This is a genomic window from Pseudomonas sp. Irchel 3H9 (assembly GCF_900187495.1).
Classification (GTDB): domain Bacteria; phylum Pseudomonadota; class Gammaproteobacteria; order Pseudomonadales; family Pseudomonadaceae; genus Aquipseudomonas; species Aquipseudomonas sivasensis.
Window position 1 is genome coordinate 610,502 of the sequence record NZ_FYDK01000003.1, and the last position, 20,400, is coordinate 630,901.

The 20,400-nt window shown below is 57.0% G+C and carries 19 protein-coding genes; 3 read left to right on the top strand and 16 right to left on the bottom strand.

Annotated elements, in window-relative coordinates; all coding sequences use genetic code 11:
- Positions 1–40: 40 nt before the first annotated feature.
- The 16 genes from glmS to mnmG all read right to left on the bottom strand — a co-directional run bounded on the left by glmS (position 41) and on the right by mnmG (position 15,852).
- Positions 41–1,873, bottom strand: a complete 1,833-nt coding sequence (gene glmS, locus CKW32_RS14555; RefSeq protein WP_032885169.1) for a glutamine--fructose-6-phosphate transaminase (isomerizing) — start codon at positions 1,871–1,873, stop codon at positions 41–43.
- Positions 1,874–1,883: 10 nt separating this feature from the next.
- A complete protein-coding gene (locus CKW32_RS14560; RefSeq protein ID WP_024078249.1) occupies positions 1,884–2,651 on the bottom strand; it encodes a DeoR/GlpR family DNA-binding transcription regulator in 768 nt (255 codons plus the stop codon).
- 228 nt (positions 2,652–2,879) lie between these two features.
- Complete coding sequence (gene glmU, locus CKW32_RS14565) at positions 2,880–4,247, bottom strand: bifunctional UDP-N-acetylglucosamine diphosphorylase/glucosamine-1-phosphate N-acetyltransferase GlmU (protein ID WP_032885167.1); 1,368 nt, start codon at positions 4,245–4,247, stop codon at positions 2,880–2,882.
- A gap of 122 nt (positions 4,248–4,369) precedes the next feature.
- A complete protein-coding gene (locus CKW32_RS14570) occupies positions 4,370–4,786 on the bottom strand; it encodes a F0F1 ATP synthase subunit epsilon (protein WP_032885166.1) in 417 nt (138 codons plus the stop codon).
- A 44-nt stretch (positions 4,787–4,830) separates the two neighbouring features.
- A complete protein-coding gene (gene atpD / locus CKW32_RS14575; RefSeq protein ID WP_003177062.1) occupies positions 4,831–6,207 on the bottom strand; it encodes a F0F1 ATP synthase subunit beta in 1,377 nt (458 codons plus the stop codon).
- Between the two features lie 27 nt (positions 6,208–6,234).
- Positions 6,235–7,095 carry a F0F1 ATP synthase subunit gamma gene (gene atpG / locus CKW32_RS14580; RefSeq protein ID WP_010565870.1) on the bottom strand — a complete coding sequence of 287 codons (861 nt, stop codon included), beginning with the start codon at positions 7,093–7,095 and terminating at the stop codon, positions 6,235–6,237.
- Between the two features lie 50 nt (positions 7,096–7,145).
- Positions 7,146–8,690, bottom strand: coding sequence for a F0F1 ATP synthase subunit alpha (gene atpA, locus CKW32_RS14585; RefSeq protein WP_003177064.1), 1,545 nt, complete (start codon positions 8,688–8,690; stop codon positions 7,146–7,148).
- 21 nt (positions 8,691–8,711) lie between these two features.
- The gene (locus tag CKW32_RS14590; RefSeq protein WP_032885165.1) at positions 8,712–9,248 is read right to left on the bottom strand and encodes a F0F1 ATP synthase subunit delta; all 537 of its coding nucleotides are present in this window, start codon (positions 9,246–9,248) and stop codon (positions 8,712–8,714) included.
- A gap of 12 nt (positions 9,249–9,260) precedes the next feature.
- Positions 9,261–9,731 (bottom strand): F0F1 ATP synthase subunit B, encoded by a 471-nt coding sequence (locus CKW32_RS14595; RefSeq protein WP_008439543.1) that lies wholly within the window; start codon positions 9,729–9,731, stop codon positions 9,261–9,263.
- 56 nt (positions 9,732–9,787) lie between these two features.
- Positions 9,788–10,045: a F0F1 ATP synthase subunit C gene (gene atpE, locus CKW32_RS14600; RefSeq protein ID WP_002555987.1), complete on the bottom strand. Its 258-nt coding sequence runs from the start codon at positions 10,043–10,045 to the stop codon at positions 9,788–9,790.
- Between the two features lie 133 nt (positions 10,046–10,178).
- Positions 10,179–11,048: a F0F1 ATP synthase subunit A gene (atpB, locus tag CKW32_RS14605; protein ID WP_017736231.1), complete on the bottom strand. Its 870-nt coding sequence runs from the start codon at positions 11,046–11,048 to the stop codon at positions 10,179–10,181.
- A 16-nt stretch (positions 11,049–11,064) separates the two neighbouring features.
- The gene (locus CKW32_RS14610) at positions 11,065–11,472 is read right to left on the bottom strand and encodes a F0F1 ATP synthase subunit I (protein WP_010565865.1); all 408 of its coding nucleotides are present in this window, start codon (positions 11,470–11,472) and stop codon (positions 11,065–11,067) included.
- Positions 11,473–11,620: 148 nt separating this feature from the next.
- Positions 11,621–12,493 (bottom strand): ParB/RepB/Spo0J family partition protein, encoded by an 873-nt coding sequence (locus CKW32_RS14615; RefSeq protein ID WP_016970690.1) that lies wholly within the window; start codon positions 12,491–12,493, stop codon positions 11,621–11,623.
- Between the two features lie 9 nt (positions 12,494–12,502).
- Positions 12,503–13,300: a ParA family protein gene (locus tag CKW32_RS14620; protein WP_032885161.1), complete on the bottom strand. Its 798-nt coding sequence runs from the start codon at positions 13,298–13,300 to the stop codon at positions 12,503–12,505.
- Positions 13,301–13,318: 18 nt separating this feature from the next.
- Positions 13,319–13,963: a 16S rRNA (guanine(527)-N(7))-methyltransferase RsmG gene (gene rsmG, locus CKW32_RS14625; RefSeq protein WP_032885159.1), complete on the bottom strand. Its 645-nt coding sequence runs from the start codon at positions 13,961–13,963 to the stop codon at positions 13,319–13,321.
- Positions 13,960–15,852, bottom strand: coding sequence for a tRNA uridine-5-carboxymethylaminomethyl(34) synthesis enzyme MnmG (gene mnmG, locus CKW32_RS14630; protein ID WP_095185320.1), 1,893 nt, complete (start codon positions 15,850–15,852; stop codon positions 13,960–13,962). The genes rsmG and mnmG overlap by 4 nt, the downstream gene beginning before the upstream one ends.
- Before the next feature lie 565 nt (positions 15,853–16,417).
- Between mnmG and CKW32_RS14635 the strand changes: the two genes are divergently transcribed.
- From CKW32_RS14635 to CKW32_RS14645, 3 genes are all read left to right on the top strand, one after another.
- Entirely contained in the window at positions 16,418–16,924 is a 507-nt protein-coding gene (locus CKW32_RS14635) for a sigma-70 family RNA polymerase sigma factor (protein WP_095185266.1), read from the top strand.
- A complete protein-coding gene (locus CKW32_RS14640) occupies positions 16,924–17,868 on the top strand; it encodes a FecR domain-containing protein (RefSeq protein WP_095185267.1) in 945 nt (314 codons plus the stop codon). Before CKW32_RS14635 ends, CKW32_RS14640 begins: the two co-directional genes overlap by 1 nt.
- Positions 17,869–17,956: 88 nt before the next feature.
- Positions 17,957–20,395, top strand: coding sequence for a TonB-dependent siderophore receptor (locus CKW32_RS14645; RefSeq protein ID WP_095185268.1), 2,439 nt, complete (start codon positions 17,957–17,959; stop codon positions 20,393–20,395).
- The last annotated feature ends 5 nt before the right edge of the window (positions 20,396–20,400 follow it).

A 20,400-nucleotide genomic window follows, 5' to 3' on the forward strand; every position in this document is an offset into this window, starting at 1 on the left:
GAAACCTGGAGACCCGATGGGCCTCCAGGTGAGCGAGGTATTACTCGACTGTCACCGACTTGGCCAAATTACGCGGCTGGTCTACGTCAGTGCCCTTGAGCACGGCCACGTAGTACGACAGCAGCTGCAGCGGGATGGTGTAGAGGATCGGCGACAAGGTGTCGTTGATGTGCGGCATGTTGATGACGTGGGTGCCTTCGCCATTGATCATGCTCGCCTTCTCGTCGGCGAATACCACCAGTTGGCCGCCACGGGCGCGTACTTCCTGCAGGTTGGATTTGAGCTTTTCCAGCAGTTCGTTGTTCGGCGCCACAGTGACCACCGGCATGTCGTCATCCACCAGGGCCAACGGGCCGTGTTTCAGCTCGCCGGCCGGGTAGGCTTCGGCGTGGATGTACGAGATTTCCTTGAGCTTGAGGGCACCTTCCATCGCCACCGGGTACTGCGCGCCACGGCCAAGGAACAGGGTGTGGTTCTTGTCGGCGAACAGCTCGGCGACTTTTTCCACGACGCTGTCCATGGCCAGTGCTTCGCCCAGGCGAGTCGGCAGGCGGCGCAATTCTTCCACCAAGGTAGCTTCAACACCTTCGGCCAGGGTGCCTCGCACTTGGCCCAGAGACAGGGTCAGTAGCAACAAACCAACCAGTTGGGTGGTGAAGGCTTTGGTGGAAGCTACGCCGATTTCGCGACCCGCCTGGGTCAGCAGTGTCAGGTCGGACTCACGTACCAAGGAGCTGATACTGACGTTGCAGATCGCCAGGCTGGCGAGGAAGCCCAACTCTTTGGCGTTGCGCAGCGCGGCCAGGGTGTCGGCGGTTTCGCCGGACTGGGAGATAGTCACGAACAGGGTATCGGGCTGCACCACCACCTTGCGGTAGCGGAACTCACTGGCGACTTCGACCTGGCACGGGATGCCAGCCAGGTCTTCCAGCCAATAACGGGCAACCATGCCGGCGTGGTAGCTGGTGCCACAAGCGACGATCTGCACATTGCGCACTTTGGCGAACAGCTCGGCGGCCTGGGGGCCGAACGCGTTGACCAGCACTTGGCTCTGACTCAGTCGACCTTCCAACGTGCGCTGGACCACGGCAGGTTGCTCGTGGATCTCTTTGAGCATGAAATGGCGGTACTCACCTTTATCGGCCGCTTCGGCGCCGTCGCGGTATTGCACAGCTTCGCGTTCGACGGAATTACCGTTAACGTCCCAGATCGCCACGCTTTCACGGCGTATGTCGGCGATATCGCCTTCTTCCAAGTACATGAATCGGTCGGTGACCTGACGCAGGGCCAGTTGGTCGGAAGCGAGAAAGTTCTCGCCCAGGCCCAGGCCGATCACCAGCGGGCTGCCACTGCGGGCGGCTACCACACGGTCCGGTTGGCTGGCGCTGACGACGGCCAGGCCATAGGCGCCGTGCAGTTCCTTGACCGTGGCCTTGAGGGCGGTGGTCAGGTCGCTGTGGTCCTTGAGCTTGTGATTGAGCAGGTGGGCGATGACTTCAGTGTCGGTGTCTGAGGTGAACACGTACCCCAGGCTCTTGAGCTGTTCGCGCAGCACTTCGTGGTTTTCGATGATGCCGTTGTGCACCACGGCCAGGTCACCGGAGAAGTGCGGGTGGGCGTTGCGTTCGCACGGTGCGCCGTGAGTGGCCCAGCGGGTGTGGGCAATCCCCAGGCGACCTACCAGCGGTTCGCCGGCCAGGGCCTGCTCCAACTCACTGACCTTGCCCGGGCGACGCATGCGCTCAAGCTTGCCGGCGTTGGTGAAGACGGCCACGCCGGCGCTGTCGTAGCCACGGTATTCAAGGCGCTTGAGGCCTTCGATCAGAATGGCGGTAACGTTACGTTCGGCGACTGCGCCAACAATTCCACACATGGTGCTTCTCCTAGATGATTGCCGCGCATATCAGCGTAATGCCGCGGGCTTGGATCTGGTCGCGGGCCTCAAGCGGCAGGCGATCATCGGTGATAAGGGTATGGACGCTGCTCCAGGGCAGTTCCAGGTTGGGAATCTTGCGGCCGATCTTGTCGGATTCGACCATCACCACCACTTCACGGGCGACCTCGGCCATCACACGGCTCAGACCCAGTAATTCGTTGAAGGTGGTAGTGCCACGCTGCAGATCGATGCCGTCGGCGCCGATGAACAATTGATCAAAGTCGTAGGAACGCAACACCTGCTCGGCGACCTGGCCCTGGAACGAGTCCGAATGCGGGTCCCAGGTGCCGCCGGTCATCAACAGCACCGGCTCGTGTTCCAATTCGCTCAAGGCGCTGGCTACGTGCAGGGAGTTGGTCATGACCACGAGTCCGGGCTGGTGGCCCAGTTCCGGGATCATGGCGGCGGTGGTGCTGCCGCTGTCGATGATGATGCGGGCGTGTTCCCGCAAACGCATCACGGCAGCACGGGCGATCGCACGCTTGTAGGCCGAGATCGGTTGGGCAGGATCGCCTACCAGTTCCTGAGGCATGGTGATCGCACCACCGTAGCGGCGCAGCAACAGGCCGTTACTTTCTAGGGCGGCCAAGTCCTTGCGGATAGTGACTTCGGAGGTTTCGAAACGCTTGGCCAATTCGTCCACGCTGACTTCGCCCTGTTCGTTGAGCAAGGTCAGGATGTTGTGGCGTCGTTGGGGTGTATTTCGTTTCGACATGGTATTGATAAGTTTCGTTTCGAAAGATAACGAAGGCAATCAAAACCTATTAGGACTATATCGTCAAGCGTCTGGAACAGATTCTTCAAACAACGCAGGCCAAATGTGGAAGGGGGCTTGCCCCCGATTGCAGTCGATCAGTCGACTAGAACATTGACTGAAAATCCGCCATCGGGGACAAGCCCCCTCCCACATTTGAATAGCACTGCTGATGACGCTGTGGATAACTCAGGTCTTTTTGATTTTGACCGGGCGTTTCCAGCCGTCGATATTGCGTTGGCGGGCCCGAGCTACGGCCAGTTGGGATTTATCCACATCCTGGTTGATGGTTGAGCCTGCGGCAGTATTCGAACCATCACCGATCGTCACTGGCGCAATCAGCGAGTTATTCGAGCCAATGAATACGTCCTCGCCAATAGTGGTCTGGTACTTGTTGGCGCCGTCGTAGTTGCAGGTGATTGCGCCAGCGCCGATGTTGCTGCGAGCACCGATCACCGCATCGCCGAGGTAGGCAAGGTGGCCGGCCTTTGCGTCGTCGCCCATTCGTGCATTTTTCAGTTCGACGAAGTTGCCGACATGCGCCCTGGCCCCCATCACAGTGCCCGGACGCAACCGAGCAAACGGGCCAGCATCGCTGCCCTCGCCCATCACCGCGCCGTCGATATGGCTGTTGGCCTTGATCACCACGCCCTTGCGCAGGGTGCTGTCCTTGATCACGCAGTTCGGGCCGATGACTACGTCATCTTCGATGATTACGCGGCCTTCGAGGATCACGTTGATGTCGATCAGCACGTCGCGCCCCACGGTGACCTCACCGCGTACGTCAAAACGCGCAGGGTCGCGCAGGGTCACGCCCTCAGCCATCAGGCGGCGACCTTCTCGCAGTTGGTAGTGACGCTCCAGCTCGGCCAACTGCTTGCGGTCGTTGGCGCCCTGCACTTCCATAGGGTCGTGGGGCTGCTCGGTAGCTACCAGCAGGCCATCGCTCACGGCCATCTCAATCACGTCGGTGAGGTAGTACTCACCCTGAGCGTTGTTGTTGGACAGACGGCTCATCCAGTCGGCGAGCTTGTTGCCAGGCACGGCGAGAATACCGGTATTGCCTTCAGTGATGGCACGTTGGGCCTCGCTGGCGTCCTTGTGCTCAACGATGGCCGCGACCTTGCCATCGGCATTGCGCACGATGCGTCCGTAGCCGGTGGGGTCTTCCAGCTCCACGGTGAGCAGGCCCATCTGACCAGGCACTACGTGCTTAAGCAGGCGTTGCAGGGTTTCCACTTCGATCAGCGGCACGTCGCCGTAGAGGATCAGCACGGTGTCAGCGGTAATGAACGGCACAGCTTGCGCGGTGGCGTGGCCGGTCCCCAGTTGTTTGTCCTGCAATACGAAATTCAGGTCATCCGCAGCCAAGCGCTCACGCACTGCATCGGCACCGTGGCCGATCACTACGTGGATGCGTTGCGGGTCCAACTGCCGGGCGCTGTGGATAACATGGCCAAGCATGGAGTTGCCGGCCACCGGGTGCAGCACCTTGGGCAGGGCCGAGCGCATGCGGGTGCCCTGGCCTGCGGCGAGAATGACGATTTCAAGAGACATGAATGGCTACCAATCCTGGACGGTCCGGCTTCAGACCAAAGATGTGTTTTGCTAAAAAAGAAAAAGGGTAGCCGAGGCTACCCTTTTTAATCAATCGCGCATAAGCATCACGGCGTAGCCGCTTACTTCTTGCGGATCTGCTGGAGCGTGCGCAGCTGAGCTGCAGCCTCGGCCAGACGTACAGCAGCAGCGCTGTAGTCGAAGTCCGCACCCTTTTCGTTCAGGGCCTTCTCAGCAGCCTTGACGGCTTCCTGAGCGGAGGCTTCATCCAGATCGCCAGCACGCTGCACGGTGTCGGCAAGTACCTTGACCATGTTCGGCTGAACCTCAAGGAAACCACCGGAGATGTAAAACACCTCACGTTCCCCGCCTTGCTTGGTCAGAGTGATCGGACCTGGCTTCAAGCTGGTGATCAACGGCGCGTGGCCCATGGCAATACCCAGGTCACCGAGTTCGCCGTGTGCAATCACCATTTCTACCAGACCGGAGAAGATTTCCCCTTCCGCGCTGACGATATCGCAATGGACTGTCATAGCCATCTGATTGCCTCAACCTGATGAGCGCCCGTTTCCGGGCGCCTGGATTACAGTTTCTTGGCTTTCTCGATCGCTTCTTCGATGCCGCCGACCATGTAGAACGCTTGTTCTGGCAGGTGGTCGTAGTCACCGTTGAGGATGCCTTTGAAGCCAGCAATGGTGTCTTTCAGGGAAACGTATTTACCCGAAGCACCGGTGAAGACTTCAGCCACGAAGAACGGCTGCGACAAGAAGCGCTGGATCTTACGAGCACGGTTTACCAACTGCTTGTCGGCTTCCGACAGCTCGTCCATACCCAGGATCGCAATGATGTCCTTCAGTTCTTTGTAACGCTGCAGCACGTACTGAACGCCGCGAGCGGTGTCGTAGTGCTCCTGGCCGATCACGTTCGGGTCCAGCTGGCGCGAAGTCGAGTCGAGTGGATCGACCGCTGGGTAGATACCCAGGGAAGCGATGTCACGGGACAGAACGACGGTGGCGTCCAAGTGGGCGAAGGTGGTCGCAGGCGATGGGTCGGTCAAGTCATCCGCAGGTACGTATACCGCTTGGATCGAAGTGATCGAACCTTCCTTGGTCGAAGTGATACGTTCTTGCAGAACGCCCATCTCTTCAGCCAGGGTCGGCTGGTAACCTACTGCGGAAGGCATACGGCCCAGCAGTGCGGATACTTCAGTACCGGCCAGGGTGTAACGGTAGATGTTGTCGACGAACAGCAGAACGTCGTTACCTTCGTCACGGAACTTCTCGGCCATGGTCAGGCCAGTCAGTGCTACGCGCAGACGGTTTCCCGGCGGCTCGTTCATCTGACCGTAAACCAGTGCCACTTTGTCCAGAACGTTGGAGTCCTTCATCTCGTGGTAGAAGTCGTTACCCTCACGAGTACGCTCACCCACACCGGCGAACACGGAATAACCGCTGTGCTCGATGGCGATGTTACGGATCAGTTCCATCATGTTTACGGTCTTGCCTACACCGGCACCACCGAACAGACCGACTTTACCGCCCTTGGCGAACGGGCAAACCAGGTCGATAACCTTGATGCCGGTTTCCAGCAGGTCGTTGCCGCCAGCTTGTTCCGCGAACGAAGGTGCTGGACGGTGAATGCCCCAGCGCTCTTCGGTGTCGATCGGACCAGCTTCGTCAATCGGGTTGCCCAGTACGTCCATGATCCGGCCCAGGGTCGCTTTACCGACCGGTACGGAGATGGCTGCGCCAGAGTCGATTACGTCCAGACCGCGCTTCAAGCCTTCGGTGGAACCCATCGCAATGGTACGAACTACGCCGTCGCCCAGCTGCTGCTGAACTTCCAGAGTAGTTTCCGCGCCTTGTACTTTCAGCGCGTTGTAGATGCTCGGTACGCTGTCGCGTGGAAATTCCACGTCGATAACGGCGCCGATGATTTGAACGATACGTCCGCTACTCATAGCTGGATCCTCTGAATATTTGAACCGTTAAACCGCGGCAGCGCCGCCGACGATTTCCGAGATCTCTTGGGTGATCGCAGCCTGACGCGCCTTGTTGTAGATCAGCTGCAAATCGCTGATCAGATCACCGGCGTTATCGGTAGCGTTTTTCATCGCGATCATCCGCGCCGCTTGTTCAGCTGCGTTGTTCTCGACCACCGCCTGGTACACCTGCGACTCCACGTAGCGCACCATCAAGCCGTCAAGCAGCTCTTTGGCGTCTGGTTCGTAGAGGTAGTCCCAGTGGTGCTTGAGTTCCTGATCCGGAGTCGCCACCAGTGGAATCAATTGCTCCACGGTTGGCTGCTGGGTCATGGTGTTGATGAACTTGTTGGATACCACGGAGAGGCGGTCAATCCGGCCTTCCAGGTACGCATCCAGCATCACCTTCACACTGCCGATCAAATCATTGATCGACGGCTCTTCACCCAGGTGGCTGATAGCTGCAACGACGTTACCGCCGAAGTTACGGAAAAAGGCCGCACCCTTGCTACCAACAACACACAGATCGATCTCGACGCCGTTTTCGCGGTTTACCGCCATGTCCTTGACCAGGGCCTTGAACAGGTTGGTATTCAAACCACCGCACAAACCACGGTCACTGCTCACTACCACATAACCCACACGCTTAACTTCGCGGTCGATCATGAACGGGTGGCGGTATTCCGGGTTGGCGTTGGCCAGATGCCCAATTACCTGGCGGATACGCTCCGCATAAGGACGGCTAGCAGCCATGCGCATTTGTGCCTTGCGCATTTTGCTTACCGCCACTTTTTCCATGGCGCTGGTAATTTTTTGCGTGCTTTTGATGCTCGCAATCTTACTGCGAATCTCTTTTGCGCCTGCCATGTAACACCTATCAGGTTAGCAAGCGGGAGCCTTGCGGCTCCCGCTGCGGCTTACCAGGTTTGGGTGGCCTTGAACTTCTCGATACCGGCTTTCATGCCAGCGTCGATATCGTCATTGAAGTCACCCTTCACGTTGATCTTCGCCATCAATTCGGCGTGATCGCGGTTGAAGTAAGCAATCAGCGCTTGTTCAAAGCTGCCGACCTTGGCGATTTCAACGTCGGTCAGGAACCCACGCTCAGCGGCATACAGCGACAACGCCATGTCAGCGATCGACATTGGGGCGTATTGCTTCTGCTTCATCAGCTCGGTAACGCGCTGACCATGCTCAAGTTGCTTACGGGTCGCTTCGTCCAGGTCAGAAGCGAACTGGGCGAATGCCGCCAATTCACGGTACTGAGCCAGAGCGGTACGGATACCACCGGAGAGCTTCTTGATGATCTTGGTCTGAGCGGCACCACCCACACGGGATACCGAAACACCGGCGTTCACTGCAGGGCGGATGCCCGAGTTGAACATGGCCGATTCCAGGAAGATCTGACCGTCGGTGATGGAAATCACGTTGGTCGGAACGAACGCGGAAACGTCGCCAGCCTGGGTTTCGATGATCGGCAGAGCGGTCAGGGAGCCGGTTTTGCCGGTCACTGCGCCGTTGGTGAACTTCTCTACGTACTCTTCGGAAACGCGGGATGCACGCTCCAGCAGACGGGAGTGGAGATAGAACACGTCGCCTGGGTAAGCTTCACGGCCTGGTGGACGGCGCAGCAGCAGGGAAATCTGGCGGTAAGCCACTGCTTGCTTGGACAGATCGTCATAAACGATCAGCGCGTCTTCACCGCGGTCGCGGAAGAATTCACCCATGGTGCAACCGGAGTACGGCGCCAGGAATTGCAGCGCAGGAGATTCCGAAGCACTGGCAGCCACGATGATCGTGTTGGCCAGGGCGCCGTTTTCTTCCAGCTTGCGAACCACGTTGGCGATGGTCGATTGCTTCTGACCAATAGCTACGTAGACGCAGAAAATGCCGCTGTTCTTCTGGTTGATGATCGCGTCGATTGCCAGAGCGGTTTTACCGATCTGACGGTCACCGATGATCAGCTCACGCTGGCCACGGCCGACAGGGATCATGGCATCGACAGCCTTGTAGCCAGTCTGTACAGGCTGGTCTACCGACTTACGCCAGATCACGCCTGGAGCAACTTTCTCGACCGCGTCGGTCTCGGTGTTGCCCAGTGGACCTTTACCGTCAACAGGGTTACCCAGTGCGTCGACTACGCGACCCAGCAGTTCCTTACCAACCGGAACTTCCAGGATGCGGCCTGTGCACTTGGCGCTCATGCCTTCAGCCAGACTGGTGTATGCGCCCAATACAACGGCACCTACGGAGTCTTGCTCCAGGTTGAGGGCCATACCGTAGACGCCGCCCGGAAACTCGATCATCTCGCCGTACATAACGTCGGCCAGACCGTGAATCCGCACGATGCCGTCAGATACGCTGACGACAGTGCCTTCGTTACGGGCTTGGGAGGTCACATCGAGCTTGTCGATGCGGCCCTTGATAATTTCACTTATTTCGGAAGGATTGAGTTGCTGCATTGCTCTGCTGCCCCTTCAAACTCAAGATTTCAATGCTTCGGCAAGATTCGCGAGTTTGCCGCGAATCGAGCCATCGATAACCAGGTCGCCGGCGCGAATGATGACACCACCAATAAGGGTGGCATCCTCCGCAACTTGCAGGCGCACTTCCCGGTCGAGTCGTGCACTGAGAACCTTGGCGAGTTTGTCTTGCTGTTCTTGGTTCAATGCAAAAGCACTGGTGACTTCAACGTCTACCGATTTCTCTTGCTCGGCCTTGTACAGGTCGAACAGAGCGGCAATCTCCGGCAGAAGCAGGAGACGGTCGTTTTCGGCAACGACGTGCAAGAAGTTCTGCACTTTCACATCAAACTTGTCGCCGCACACTTCAATAAAAGTGGCGGCCTTGTCTGCGCTCGTCAGTCGCGGGGCCTTGAGCACGCGCTGCATGGTGTCGTCTTGCGACACTGCTGCAGCCAGGCCGAGCATGGCTGACCAAGAGGCCAGCTGCTGGTGGGCCTGGGCGTGCTCGAAGGCTGCCTTAGCGTAAGGTCGGGCCAACGTGGTCAATTCTGCCATGATCGCCCTCGCTTAAATTTCAGCAGCCAGTTTGTTAACCAGCTCCGCGTGCGCGTTTTGATCGATTGTGGCACCCAGGATCTTCTCAGCACCGCCGACGGCCAGAGCACCCAGTTGGGCACGCAACGCGTCTTTGACACCGTTCAGTTCCTGCTCGATCTCGGCCTGAGCCTGAACCTTCACACGGTCAGCGTCGATACGGGCTTTTTCAACAGCCTCTTCAACGATCTGGTTACCGCGTTTCTTGGCTTGCTCAATGATTTCGGCTGCTTGAGCTTTCGCTTCGCGCAGTTGTTGACCCGCTTTATCTTGGGCCAACTCCAGGTCGCGAGCTGCTCGTGCTGCAGCGTCCAGTCCATCCGCGATCTTCTTCTGACGTTCGTGCAGAGCTGCGATGACCGGAGGCCATACGAACTTCATGCAGAAAACGACAAAAATCAAGAACGCTAAGGACTGACCAATAATGGTTGCATTAATGTTCACGCCAATACCTCGCTCATTCGTTGCACAACACACCAATCACTCGAAAAGACGAGTGATTAACCGGCGAGTTGACCAACGAAAGGGTTCGCGAAGGTGAAGAACAGAGCGATACCAACACCGATCATGGTCACGGCGTCGAGCAGGCCGGCGACGATGAACATTTTAACTTGCAGCATTGGAACCATTTCTGGCTGACGCGCTGCGCCTTCCAGGAATTTGCCGCCCAGCAGGCCGAAACCAATGGCAGTACCCAGGGCGCCCAGGCCGATCAACAGTGCAACAGCGATAGCGGTTAGACCAACTACAGTTTCCATCTTTCCTCCCGACTTTTACGTCGTATGGTTTAGGTTTTTTAGATTTTAAAGCGGTAAAACAAATCGTTTCATAGCCCTGGTGGGCCACCTTCCCGTTTCACCGGGAAGGACATCAGACTAGTCGAGACTGGTCTTAATGGTTCTCTTCGTGCGCCATCGACAGGTAGACGATGGTCAGCATCATGAAGATGAAGGCCTGCAGGGTGATGATCAGGATGTGGAACACAGCCCACGCCCACTGCAGAACAATGCCCAGGCCGCTAAGCCAGAGCAGGCCGCTGCCGAACATCACAGCGATCAGAATGAACACCAGCTCGCCGGCATACATGTTGCCGAACAGTCGCAGGGCCAGGGAGATCGGCTTGGCGATCAGGGTCACGAATTCCAGCAGGAAGTTCACCGGGATCAGCAGGGCTTGAACAAAGATGTTCTTGCTGCCGAACGGGTGCAGGGTCAATTCGCCGATGAAGCCGCCGATGCCCTTGATCTTGATGCTGTAGAAAATGATCAGCGCGAATACCGACAGGGCCATGCCCAGGGTAGCGTTCGGGTCAGTGGTCGATACGGCACGGAATGGAATATGCGGGTCGCCGGAAATCGCCATGGCCAACTGAGGAATCCAGTCAACCGGGATCAAGTCGACGGCGTTCATCAGGAACACCCAGACGAAGATGGTCAGTGCCAACGGTGCAATCACCGGGCTACGGCCATGGAAGCTGTCTTTCACGCTGCCATCGACGAATTCGACCAATACTTCAACGAAGTTCTGCAAAGCACCTGGCTGACCGGAAGTCGCCTTCTTCGCCGCCATGCGGAAAATTAGGACGAAGATCAGACCCAAAGCGACCGACCAGCCCAGAGTATCCAGGTGGAAAGCCCAGAAGCCCATTTCTTTGGCTTCTGCTGCGGAGTGGGCAAAGCCCCAGCCGCCGTTGGGAAGCTGACCGAAGGTCAAGTTCTGCAAGTGGTGCTGGATATAGCCCGAAGCGGTTGTTTCTGCCATGGTTGCCTCAAACGCCCTAAGGTTTCGAAAGTCTTGTTTTCATTAGCAGGGGAGCGAACCAGCTGACCAGTTGGGTCAACACGAAGACGCCGAATACAGCCAGCGGCGCCAATGGCTTCACACCTGCAAAGGTCAGTGCAAACAGCACTGCCGTCAAAATCAGTTTCCCCGCCTCGCCGGCATAAAAAGACCGGACGATAGCCTGGGCTGCTCGGGCGCCGGAAAACCGAAAGGCCCTGTGAGCAAAATACATATTGGGCAGCAAGGCTATCAGGCCTCCGCAAAGTCCCGAATATCCGGCTACGACTCCATGCCAGTACCAAAGCGCCAATGCGGCGATTAGCAAAATGACAAATTGAGCCAATAAAACCGGAAAAACAGCCAAGCGATGGAAGGGCAACGTGTTTGGCGTGCGGGTTTCCATCACTCTTGCTCCTCAATAGTCGGCTGCCGGAAATCAATAACTTGGCATAATTTGTGCCGACAAAATGCGCGCAGAGTATAGGGGCGGTTCTGCCCCTATTCAACTGCCGGGTAGTGATTTCCGATCACACGCTACATAAGCAAATGTTTCAGCGGATGTGGGCAAGGACACCCTGAAGCTCATCAAGGGAGTTATATCCGATGACCAATTGCCCTTTGCCTTTCTTGCCGTGGCGAATTTGTACCGCAGAGCCCAGGCGCTCGGCCAGGCGCTGCTCGAGACGCGCGATATCCGGATCAGGTTTGGCCGTTTCGACCGGTGCAGGTTTGCCGCTGAGCCACTGGCGAACCAGGGCCTCAGTCTGACGAACGGTAAGCCCTCGTGCGACAACGTGTCGCGCCCCTTCAACCTGTTGATTTTCCGGCAAACCGAGCAAAGCACGGGCGTGGCCCATTTCCAGATCGCCATGGGACAACATGGTCTTGATGACTTCCGGCAAAGCGATCAGGCGCAGCAAGTTGGACACGGTGACGCGGGACTTACCCACCGCTTCGGCCACTTGTTGCTGCGTCAGCTGGAATTCTTGCTGCAGGCGCTGCAAGGCGATCGCTTCTTCGATCGGATTGAGGTCTTCGCGTTGAATATTCTCGATCAACGCCATGGCGATCGCCGTTTCATCAGGCACATCACGCACCATCGCGGGAATGGTCTCTTTGCCGGCCTGCTGACTGGCGCGCCAGCGGCGTTCACCGGCGATGATTTCAAAACGACCGCCACCAATCGGGCGCACCACGATCGGCTGCATCACGCCTTGAGCTTTGATCGAATTGGCCAGTTCCTCCAACGCCTGGGGATCCATGTCACGGCGTGGCTGGTATTTGCCGCGCTGGATCAAGTCCAGAGGCAGGTGCTGCAGCTCGCGCTCGTCGGCCTGCACCGCTTGTTCTTCAAGCGATGTGACGGTCGGACCACTCAACAGTGCATCCAGTCCACGTCCGAGACCTCGTTTCTTGACGGCCATGGGGATTCCTTAAGTTGGCTGGGCTGCAGCGGTGCGGGAGTTGCGGCGTTGGCGGCGAACCATCTCGCCAGCCAGAGCCAGGTAGGCGATGGCGCCACGGGACGATTTGTCATAAGCCAACGCAGGCATGCCATAGCTTGGCGCTTCGGCCAAACGGATATTGCGCGGAATCACGGTGTCGTAAAGCTGCTCGCCGAAGTGTTCCTTGAGCTGTGCCGACACATCGTTCATCAGGCTCAGGCGCGGATCGAACATGGTCCGCAGCAGGCCTTCGATCTGCAGGTTTGGGTTGAGCAATTCGGCGATACGCTTGATGTTATCCACAAGGTCGCTCAAACCTTCCAGTGCGTAGTACTCACACTGCATGGGGATAATCACCCCATCGGCAGCCACCAACGCATTGAGCGTCAGCATCGACAGCGACGGTGGGCAATCGATCAAAATGTAATCATAGTTCTCGCGGATCGGCGCCAAGGCGCTGCGCAGACGGCTTTCTTTCATCTGCATTTCCAGCAACACCACTTCCGCCGCAGTCAGATCGCGGTTGGCCGGCAGCAATTGATAACCGCCATGCTCGGAATAGTGCATGGCCTGGGCCAGGTCACACTCGCCGATCAGCAAGTCGTAGACCGAGTTTTCCAGGCCATGTTTATCCACACCGCTACCCATGGTGGCGTTGCCCTGTGGATCGAGATCGATCAACAGCACCCGTCGCTTGGTAGCGACCAAGGATGCTGCGAGGTTGATGCAGGTGGTGGTTTTGCCCACGCCACCTTTCTGGTTCGCTATCGCGAATACCTTAGCCATTCTTGCTTGTGTTCCCAATCATGCCGTGCGGCGCAGTATCAGCAGATGGCGTTGGCCTTGGCAACCGGGTACGGCCAAGGCGTGTTCGCTATCGAGGTGGAAGTCTGCCGGCAATGCTAACAGCTCATCACTCGGATGGACGCCCTTCATTGCCAGCCAGCGGGTATCGCGGTCACCCAGGTGGCGTGTCCAGTTGCTGAAGTTCTCCATGCTGCTGAACGCCCGGGAAACAATTCCGTTGAAAGGCAGTTCAGGCGTGAATTCTTCGACACGGCTGTGGATAACGTGAAGGTTATCCAGCTTGAGTTCGAGTTTGACCTGAGTCAGGAATCGGGTTTTCTTGCCATTGCTGTCCAGGCAGGTCACTTGGGACTCGGGAAACAGGATGGCCAAGGGGATACCTGGCATGCCGCCGCCACTGCCCACATCCAACCAGCGACCGTTTTGAATAAATGGCATCACGCTCAAGCTGTCGAGCAAATGCCGGGACACCATCTCATCGGGATTGCGCACTGCCGTGAGGTTGTAAGCCTTGTTCCATTTGATCAACAGGGCTAGGTAGCCCAACAGCAACTCATGCTGGGCGGACGTCAGATCGACGCCCAATTGGCGTGCACCTGTGGATAACTCTTCGGCGTGTTGCAGGGTGACCAACGAACTCAAGCGCTTTGCTCCAACTGACGGCCCGCGCCGCGTTTTTTCAAATGAATCATCAACAGCGAAATGGCTGCCGGGGTGACGCCGGGAATACGTGAAGCCTGGCCCAGGGTTTCTGGTCGAGTTATCCCCAGCTTGCTCTGAATTTCTTTCGAAAGCCCGGAAATCCCGGTGTAGTCGATATCCACAGGCAGCTTGGTGTCTTCACTGGCGCGCAGACGAGCAATCTCGTCCTGCTGGCGGTCAATGTAACCGGCGTACTTCGTCTTGATTTCGACCTGCTCGGCAACCTGTGGATCTTCTGCGCCGCCGCCCGTCACTTCGACCAAGCCAGCGTAGTCGATTTCCGGACGTGACAGTAGGTTCAGCAAGTTGTACTCGTGAGTCAGCGGCGTGCCGAATTTCTCGGCAATTGCATCACCTTGTTCGGTACCGGGGCGAACCCAAGTGCCTTTCAGGCGCTGCTCTTCCAACGCAATGCTTTCACGTTTTTTGCAGAAGGCTTCCCAGCGCACGTCATCGACCAGCCCCAGTTCGCGGCCTTTTTCGGTCAGCCGCAGATCGGCGTTGTCTTCGCGCAGGATCAGACGGTATTCCGCCCGAGAAGTGAACATCCGGTACGGTTCCTGGGTACCCAAGGTAATCAGGTCGTCCACCAACACACCGATGTACGCTTCATCGCGACGCGGGCACCAACTGTCTTTGCCTTGTGCACGCAATGCGGCGTTGGTCCCGGCCAGCAAACCTTGGGCGCCGGCTTCTTCGTAACCGGTTGTGCCATTGATTTGGCCGGCGAAGAACAGCCCGCCGATCACTTTGGTCTCCAGGCTGTACTTCAGATCACGAGGATCGAAGTAGTCATACTCGATGGCATAGCCAGGTCGCACGATATGTGCGTTTTCCATGCCGCGAATCGATTGCACGATCTGGATTTGCACGTCGAACGGCAGGGAAGTAGATATCCCGTTCGGGTACAGCTCGTGAGTAGTCAGACCTTCGGGTTCGATGAAGACCTGATGGCTCTCCTTGTCGGCAAAGCGGTGGATCTTGTCTTCGATCGATGGGCAATAGCGCGGGCCAATCCCCTCGATTACACCGGAATACATCGGCGAACGGTCGAGGTTCGCGGCAATGATCTCGTGAGTTCGGGCATTGGTGTGGGTAATCCAGCAACTCACCTGTTTGGGGTGTTGCTCCTTGGAACCCATGAACGACATCACCGGGATCGGCGTATCGCCCGCTTGCTCAGTCATCAACGAGAAATCCACAGAACGCCCGTCGATACGCGGCGGGGTTCCGGTTTTCAGGCGACCGACACGCAGCGGCAATTCACGCAGGCGTTTTGCCAAGGCAATCGACGGAGGATCACCGGCACGGCCACCGGAATAATTCTGCATTCCGATGTGGATAAGTCCGCCAAGGAAGGTTCCCGTGGTCAAAACCACAGATTCTGCGAAGAAGCGCAGACCCATTTGGGTGACAACGCCCTTCACCACGTCTTGTTCGACGATCAGGTCATCCGCTGCTTGTTGAAATATCCACAGGTTCGGCTGGTTTTCCAGGGTTTCACGTACAGCAGCCTTGTACAGAATGCGGTCAGCTTGTGCCCGAGTGGCTCGCACTGCCGGGCCTTTGCGGCTGTTGAGAACGCGAAATTGAATACCACCCTTATCGGTTGCCATGGCCATTACGCCGCCAAGGGCGTCGATTTCCTTGACCAGATGGCTTTTGCCGATACCACCAATGGCGGGGTTGCAACTCATTGCACCGAGGGTTTCCACGTTGTGCGTGAGCAACAGGGTTTTTACGCCCATGCGTGCTGACGCCAGTGCTGCCTCGGTACCGGCATGACCGCCGCCGATGACGATCACTTCAAAACGGGAAGGGAAATCCACCACGCACCTCGTGCCTGCTTAAGTAGGTAATTAGGAATTGATTGATTGAACTGGTTTTAGAGCTTTGGCGGCAAGTATAGGGACTTAGCCCTTCCTAAAGAACCCTTTGCACAAAATTTAACCAGCTGTGGATGAATCACAGACAATAGAAATTAAAAGAGAGAAATTTATTAAATCTTTGTTTTTATGTTTATTTCTACTGAGCATCATTTCTGTGGATAGATCTCTACAGGCCTTTATTTACGGTATGTACAGAGATTCAAAAGTCTGTGGTCATGTGCCAATGAGGTCCTTGGATAAGTACGCTAATCCTGTGGATTAAACAGTCACTTATCCACAGAGGGGTTTTTACTCAGGTTTCAAGCCCTGTTATCAACTGGGCACAGGGGCGGTTATTCACAGGGCTTAATCCACAGAAATCGAGCAAACACGCGATACCGAGGTCACGGTGAAGCCACCGAAATCCTTCGACTCGGAAGTGAACAGCGTAAAAAGAGATCTATTGTGAGAAATCTGCAGTGCAGTTAATAATAGCGATTATCATTAACCTGCCCTCTCGCACCCTATGCCTACTCCTTCACACACGGTTGCCGTCCAGCATATTTACGAACAGCACCATTCTTGGTTGCACGGGTGGCTCAGAGGTAAGTTGCATAACGCCTGCGATGCGGCCGATGTCGCACACGATACGTTCGTGCGCATTCTTGGTGGGCGCCATGCGGCGCAGATCCTTGAGCCACGTGATTATCTGGCGACCATCGCCAGGGGTCTGGTAATTGACCGCTACAGGCGTCACGCCATTGAACAGGCTTATAAGCAAAGCCTGGCCGAGCGTCCTGATGCCACTGCCATCAGTGAAGAAGATAAGGCGATCATCATCGAAACCCTGGTGGCTGTGGATAAAGCTCTCGCCAGCTTGGGCGAACGCTCGCGGCGGATCTTCATGCTGTCGCAGATTGACGGCCTGACTTATCAACAGATCGCCGATCAACTGCAGGTGTCACTGACGACCGTGAAGAAGCACATGGTTCGCGCGTTGACCGAATGTTCAATGATCATGGCCACCTTGTAATGGCAGCGCCTGATCGCAAGACCTTCGAGGCGGCCGCCGGCTGGTACGTGCAGTTTCAATCCCAGACGCCCACAGCGGCCGAGCGCCATGCCTGGCAGCAATGGCTCAACATCGACCCGTCCCATCAGGCGGCGTGGAATCAGATGGAGCAATTGCAACGCAGCCTGGGTGCCTTGCCCCAGGATTTCACTCGCCGCGCTTTGTCGGCCACACAGCAACGTCGCCAGGTGCTCAAGTGGATGCTGGTACTCGGCAGCACCGGTTACTTGGGGTGGAATGTTCAGCAACATACGTCCCTGGGCAATGTTTGGGCCGATTTCTGTACACCTTTGGGCAAGCGCCGGCGCATCGAACTGGCCGACGGCACCCGGATTGACCTGAATACCCAAACCGCCATTGATGTGCTGTTCGACGGACGCCAGCGCTTGATACGCCTGCGCGAAGGCGAAGTTCTTATCCACACTGGCAAGTCGGGCGCGCAGATGCCCTTCTATGTTGAGACTCAGCAGGGTCGCATCCAGGCTTTAGGGACACACTTTACTGTGCGCCAACTGGCGGATTTCACACGGGTCGGAGTGCTGGCAGACCGCGTCAGCATTTCACCCACTGATCGACCAGACCTCAGCCGGCTGCTCGTTGCAGGCGAGAGTGCGCAATTCAATCGGCAAAGCGTAGGGGTAAGCCAACCTTACAGCGGAGCTGAAGCTGCCTGGGTCGACGGACAATTGATCGTGCTCGATGCCCGGCTCGGCGATGTGATCGACGAGCTCGGTCGTTATCGACCTGGGGTCCTGCAATGCGATCCAGCTTCGGCGCGCCTGCGGGTTTCCGGCACATTCCGATTGGATTCCACCGATGCGGTGCTGGCCAACCTGCAAGCGACGCTGCCGATCCAGGTCAATTACTTCACCCGTTACTGGGTTTCGGTGAAGCGAATCGGCTGAGCAAAAAAATAATCCACAGGGTTATCTTTTTTTTACCTGACGCGGCCCTACAGGTAATCACGACGCTACCTTCAGGGTTTATCCACCTATGCGCCTTCCTCCTAAGCTTCGCCAGCGACTCTCCTGCCACGGCCTGACCTACGGTTTGCTGCTTACCTCTACCGCCGCTGCCTGCGGGTTGTTATCAACAGGCGCCCTTGCAGCCAGCGTGGTGCAGCACTTCGCTATTGGCGCAGGTCCGCTCGACAGCGCCTTGAGCCAATTTGCGGCCAGGGCCAATGTGATCCTGTCCTTTTCGCCCCAGCAGACCGCTCATTTGAACACCCCTGGGCTTGAGGGGGACTATTCGGTGGAGCAGGGCTTTGCGCTGCTGTTGCAAAACTCGGCGTTAGAGGCTGTGGCCCAGGCGCCTGGTAGCTACATATTGCAAGCGGCGCCCACAGGAGAACTGACCCTTGCGCCTACGACTGTAAGCACGGTTCAACTGGACGGTTTCAATCAGGAGATCGCCGGGGATGTGGGCTACAAAGCTCAAAACAGCCGGATTGGGACCAAAACCAGCACGCCACTGTCGGAAACACCGCGGTCGGTATCGGTCGTCACCGGTCAGCGCATCAAGGACCAGAAGTCCCAGTCCCTTACCGAAGTACTGGGCTACGTGCCGGGTATTTTCGCCCCGCCCTTCGCTGCCGGCGATAGTCTGGCCGGTGACCTGTTCTTCATTCGCGGTTTCAACGCCACAGACTATGGCTACGGCCTGCTGCGTGATGGACTACGTGTTCAGGGCAATCGGTACGACACCACCAGTGAGCCTTATGGCCTGGAGCGGGTCGAAATATTCCGTGGGCCTTCGTCGCTGCTCTACGGTGAAAATGCCCCCGGTGGCTTGGTAAACCTGGTCAGTAAACATCCAACCGCCACGCCGCAAGGCGAGGTACAACTGGGCTATGGTTCGAATAACCGCCGTCAGGTGGGTGTAGATATCTCCGGTCCGCTCAACGACAGCGGCGACATCCTTGGACGCGTGGTGATGCTGGGGCGCAAGTCTGATACCCAGACTGATCATGTGCCGGATGATCGCCTCTACGTTGCTCCCTCCCTGACCCTGAATTTCGACGACTACAACACCCTCACCCTGCTCGCCAGCTACCAGAAGGATCACACCAACCTGGAACTCGGCCTACCAGCTGCCGGCACGTTACTGACGAATCCCAACGGTAAGTTGTCCAAGCACACCATGCTCGGGAATCCAGACTGGAGCACCTTCGAACGTGAAGCCTGGAGCACGGGGTATGAGCTCGCTCATAGCTTCAATGACGACTGGCAGTTCCGCCAGAACTCGCGCTACATGCAGTCGCGTATCAACCGTCACGAAACCTGGCCGGGCCAATTGAACAACGGCGGTTTCGGGACTCGGCTGAACATGAACGCCTACGATCGCTACAACAAGTCGATGGTTTATTCCCTGGATAACCAGCTGGAAGGCAAATTTCAGGTCGGCGGGCTGGAAAATACCCTGCTGTTCGGCGCCAGCTACGACCGCACTTCTTTCAATCAAGATTGGAATGCCGGGTTCGCCGGCACCATCGATGTGTATAACCCTGTTTACTTGCGCGATCCGACCACGCCTCTGGCAGTACAGAACACGTTGCTCGAACAGCAGATGAAAGGGGTTTATGCACAGCTGCAGAGCAAGTATGACCGCTGGTTATTCCTGTTGGGTGGCCGTCAGGACTGGGTCGAGAGTGATTTCCGCGACAAGGTCAACAAGGCCAGCGATACCGGCTCTGAAGATCGCAAGTTCACCTATCAAGGCGGGGTGATGTACCAGTTCGACAACGGCCTGACGCCGTATGTGAGCTATTCCACTGCATTCGTGCCGGTACAGCAGATTTCCAACGCCGGTTCACCCTTGAAGCCGATTACCAGCAGCCAATACGAAGTAGGCGTGAAGTACGAACCGATCGGCTGGGATACGGCAATGACTGTGTCGGTGTATGACTTGCGCAAGGAAGATGACACCTACCTCGACGCCACCACTAACAGCTACCGCCAAGTGGGCGAAAGTCGGTCCAAGGGCGTTGAAGTCGAGGTCAACAGCAACGTCACGCCTAACCTGAATTTAACGGCGGCCTACACCTACACTGACGCTCGAATCACTAAGGACTCCGCTACTTCTCTGGTCGAAGGGCACCAGCTGACCGGGGTGCCGCGGAATCAGGCGTCTGTATGGGGCAAATACCGATTCCTCGACAGTCAGCTCAAGGGGTTGTCCCTGGGGGCGGGCGTGCGTTATTTCGACAGTACCTTTTCCTACACCGCGCCCACGCTGTACGGAAAATTGGACGCGGGAAGCGTCACCTTGGTGGATGCATCCGTTGGCTATCAGTTCGACAAAAACTGGTCGGTTGATGTGAATGCCAAGAACCTGTTCGACAAGGAATATGTATCCGGTTGCAACGATGCAGGGCGTTGTTACTGGGGTGACAGCCGTACCTTGCTCGGTACGGTGTCCTACAACTGGTAAACCAT

What these genes read in the sequence shown, in the direction of transcription:
- CKW32_RS14590 (WP_032885165.1), bottom strand. Translation starts at nt 9,248, where the DNA reads ATGGCAGAATTGACCACGTTGGCCCGACCTTACGCTAAGGCAGCCTTC.
- CKW32_RS14635 (WP_095185266.1), top strand. Translation starts at nt 16,418, where the DNA reads ATGCCTACTCCTTCACACACGGTTGCCGTCCAGCATATTTACGAACAG.
- glmS (WP_032885169.1), bottom strand. Translation starts at nt 1,873, where the DNA reads ATGTGTGGAATTGTTGGCGCAGTCGCCGAACGTAACGTTACCGCCATT.
- atpG (WP_010565870.1), bottom strand. Translation starts at nt 7,095, where the DNA reads ATGGCAGGCGCAAAAGAGATTCGCAGTAAGATTGCGAGCATCAAAAGC.
- atpD (WP_003177062.1), bottom strand. Translation starts at nt 6,207, where the DNA reads ATGAGTAGCGGACGTATCGTTCAAATCATCGGCGCCGTTATCGACGTG.
- atpA (WP_003177064.1), bottom strand. Translation starts at nt 8,690, where the DNA reads ATGCAGCAACTCAATCCTTCCGAAATAAGTGAAATTATCAAGGGCCGC.
- CKW32_RS14570 (WP_032885166.1), bottom strand. Translation starts at nt 4,786, where the DNA reads ATGGCTATGACAGTCCATTGCGATATCGTCAGCGCGGAAGGGGAAATC.
- atpE (WP_002555987.1), bottom strand. Translation starts at nt 10,045, where the DNA reads ATGGAAACTGTAGTTGGTCTAACCGCTATCGCTGTTGCACTGTTGATC.
- CKW32_RS14560 (WP_024078249.1), bottom strand. Translation starts at nt 2,651, where the DNA reads ATGTCGAAACGAAATACACCCCAACGACGCCACAACATCCTGACCTTG.
- CKW32_RS14645 (WP_095185268.1), top strand. Translation starts at nt 17,957, where the DNA reads ATGCGCCTTCCTCCTAAGCTTCGCCAGCGACTCTCCTGCCACGGCCTG.
- CKW32_RS14615 (WP_016970690.1), bottom strand. Translation starts at nt 12,493, where the DNA reads ATGGCCGTCAAGAAACGAGGTCTCGGACGTGGACTGGATGCACTGTTG.
- glmU (WP_032885167.1), bottom strand. Translation starts at nt 4,247, where the DNA reads ATGTCTCTTGAAATCGTCATTCTCGCCGCAGGCCAGGGCACCCGCATG.
- CKW32_RS14610 (WP_010565865.1), bottom strand. Translation starts at nt 11,472, where the DNA reads ATGGAAACCCGCACGCCAAACACGTTGCCCTTCCATCGCTTGGCTGTT.
- CKW32_RS14620 (WP_032885161.1), bottom strand. Translation starts at nt 13,300, where the DNA reads ATGGCTAAGGTATTCGCGATAGCGAACCAGAAAGGTGGCGTGGGCAAA.
- atpB (WP_017736231.1), bottom strand. Translation starts at nt 11,048, where the DNA reads ATGGCAGAAACAACCGCTTCGGGCTATATCCAGCACCACTTGCAGAAC.
- CKW32_RS14640 (WP_095185267.1), top strand. Translation starts at nt 16,924, where the DNA reads ATGGCAGCGCCTGATCGCAAGACCTTCGAGGCGGCCGCCGGCTGGTAC.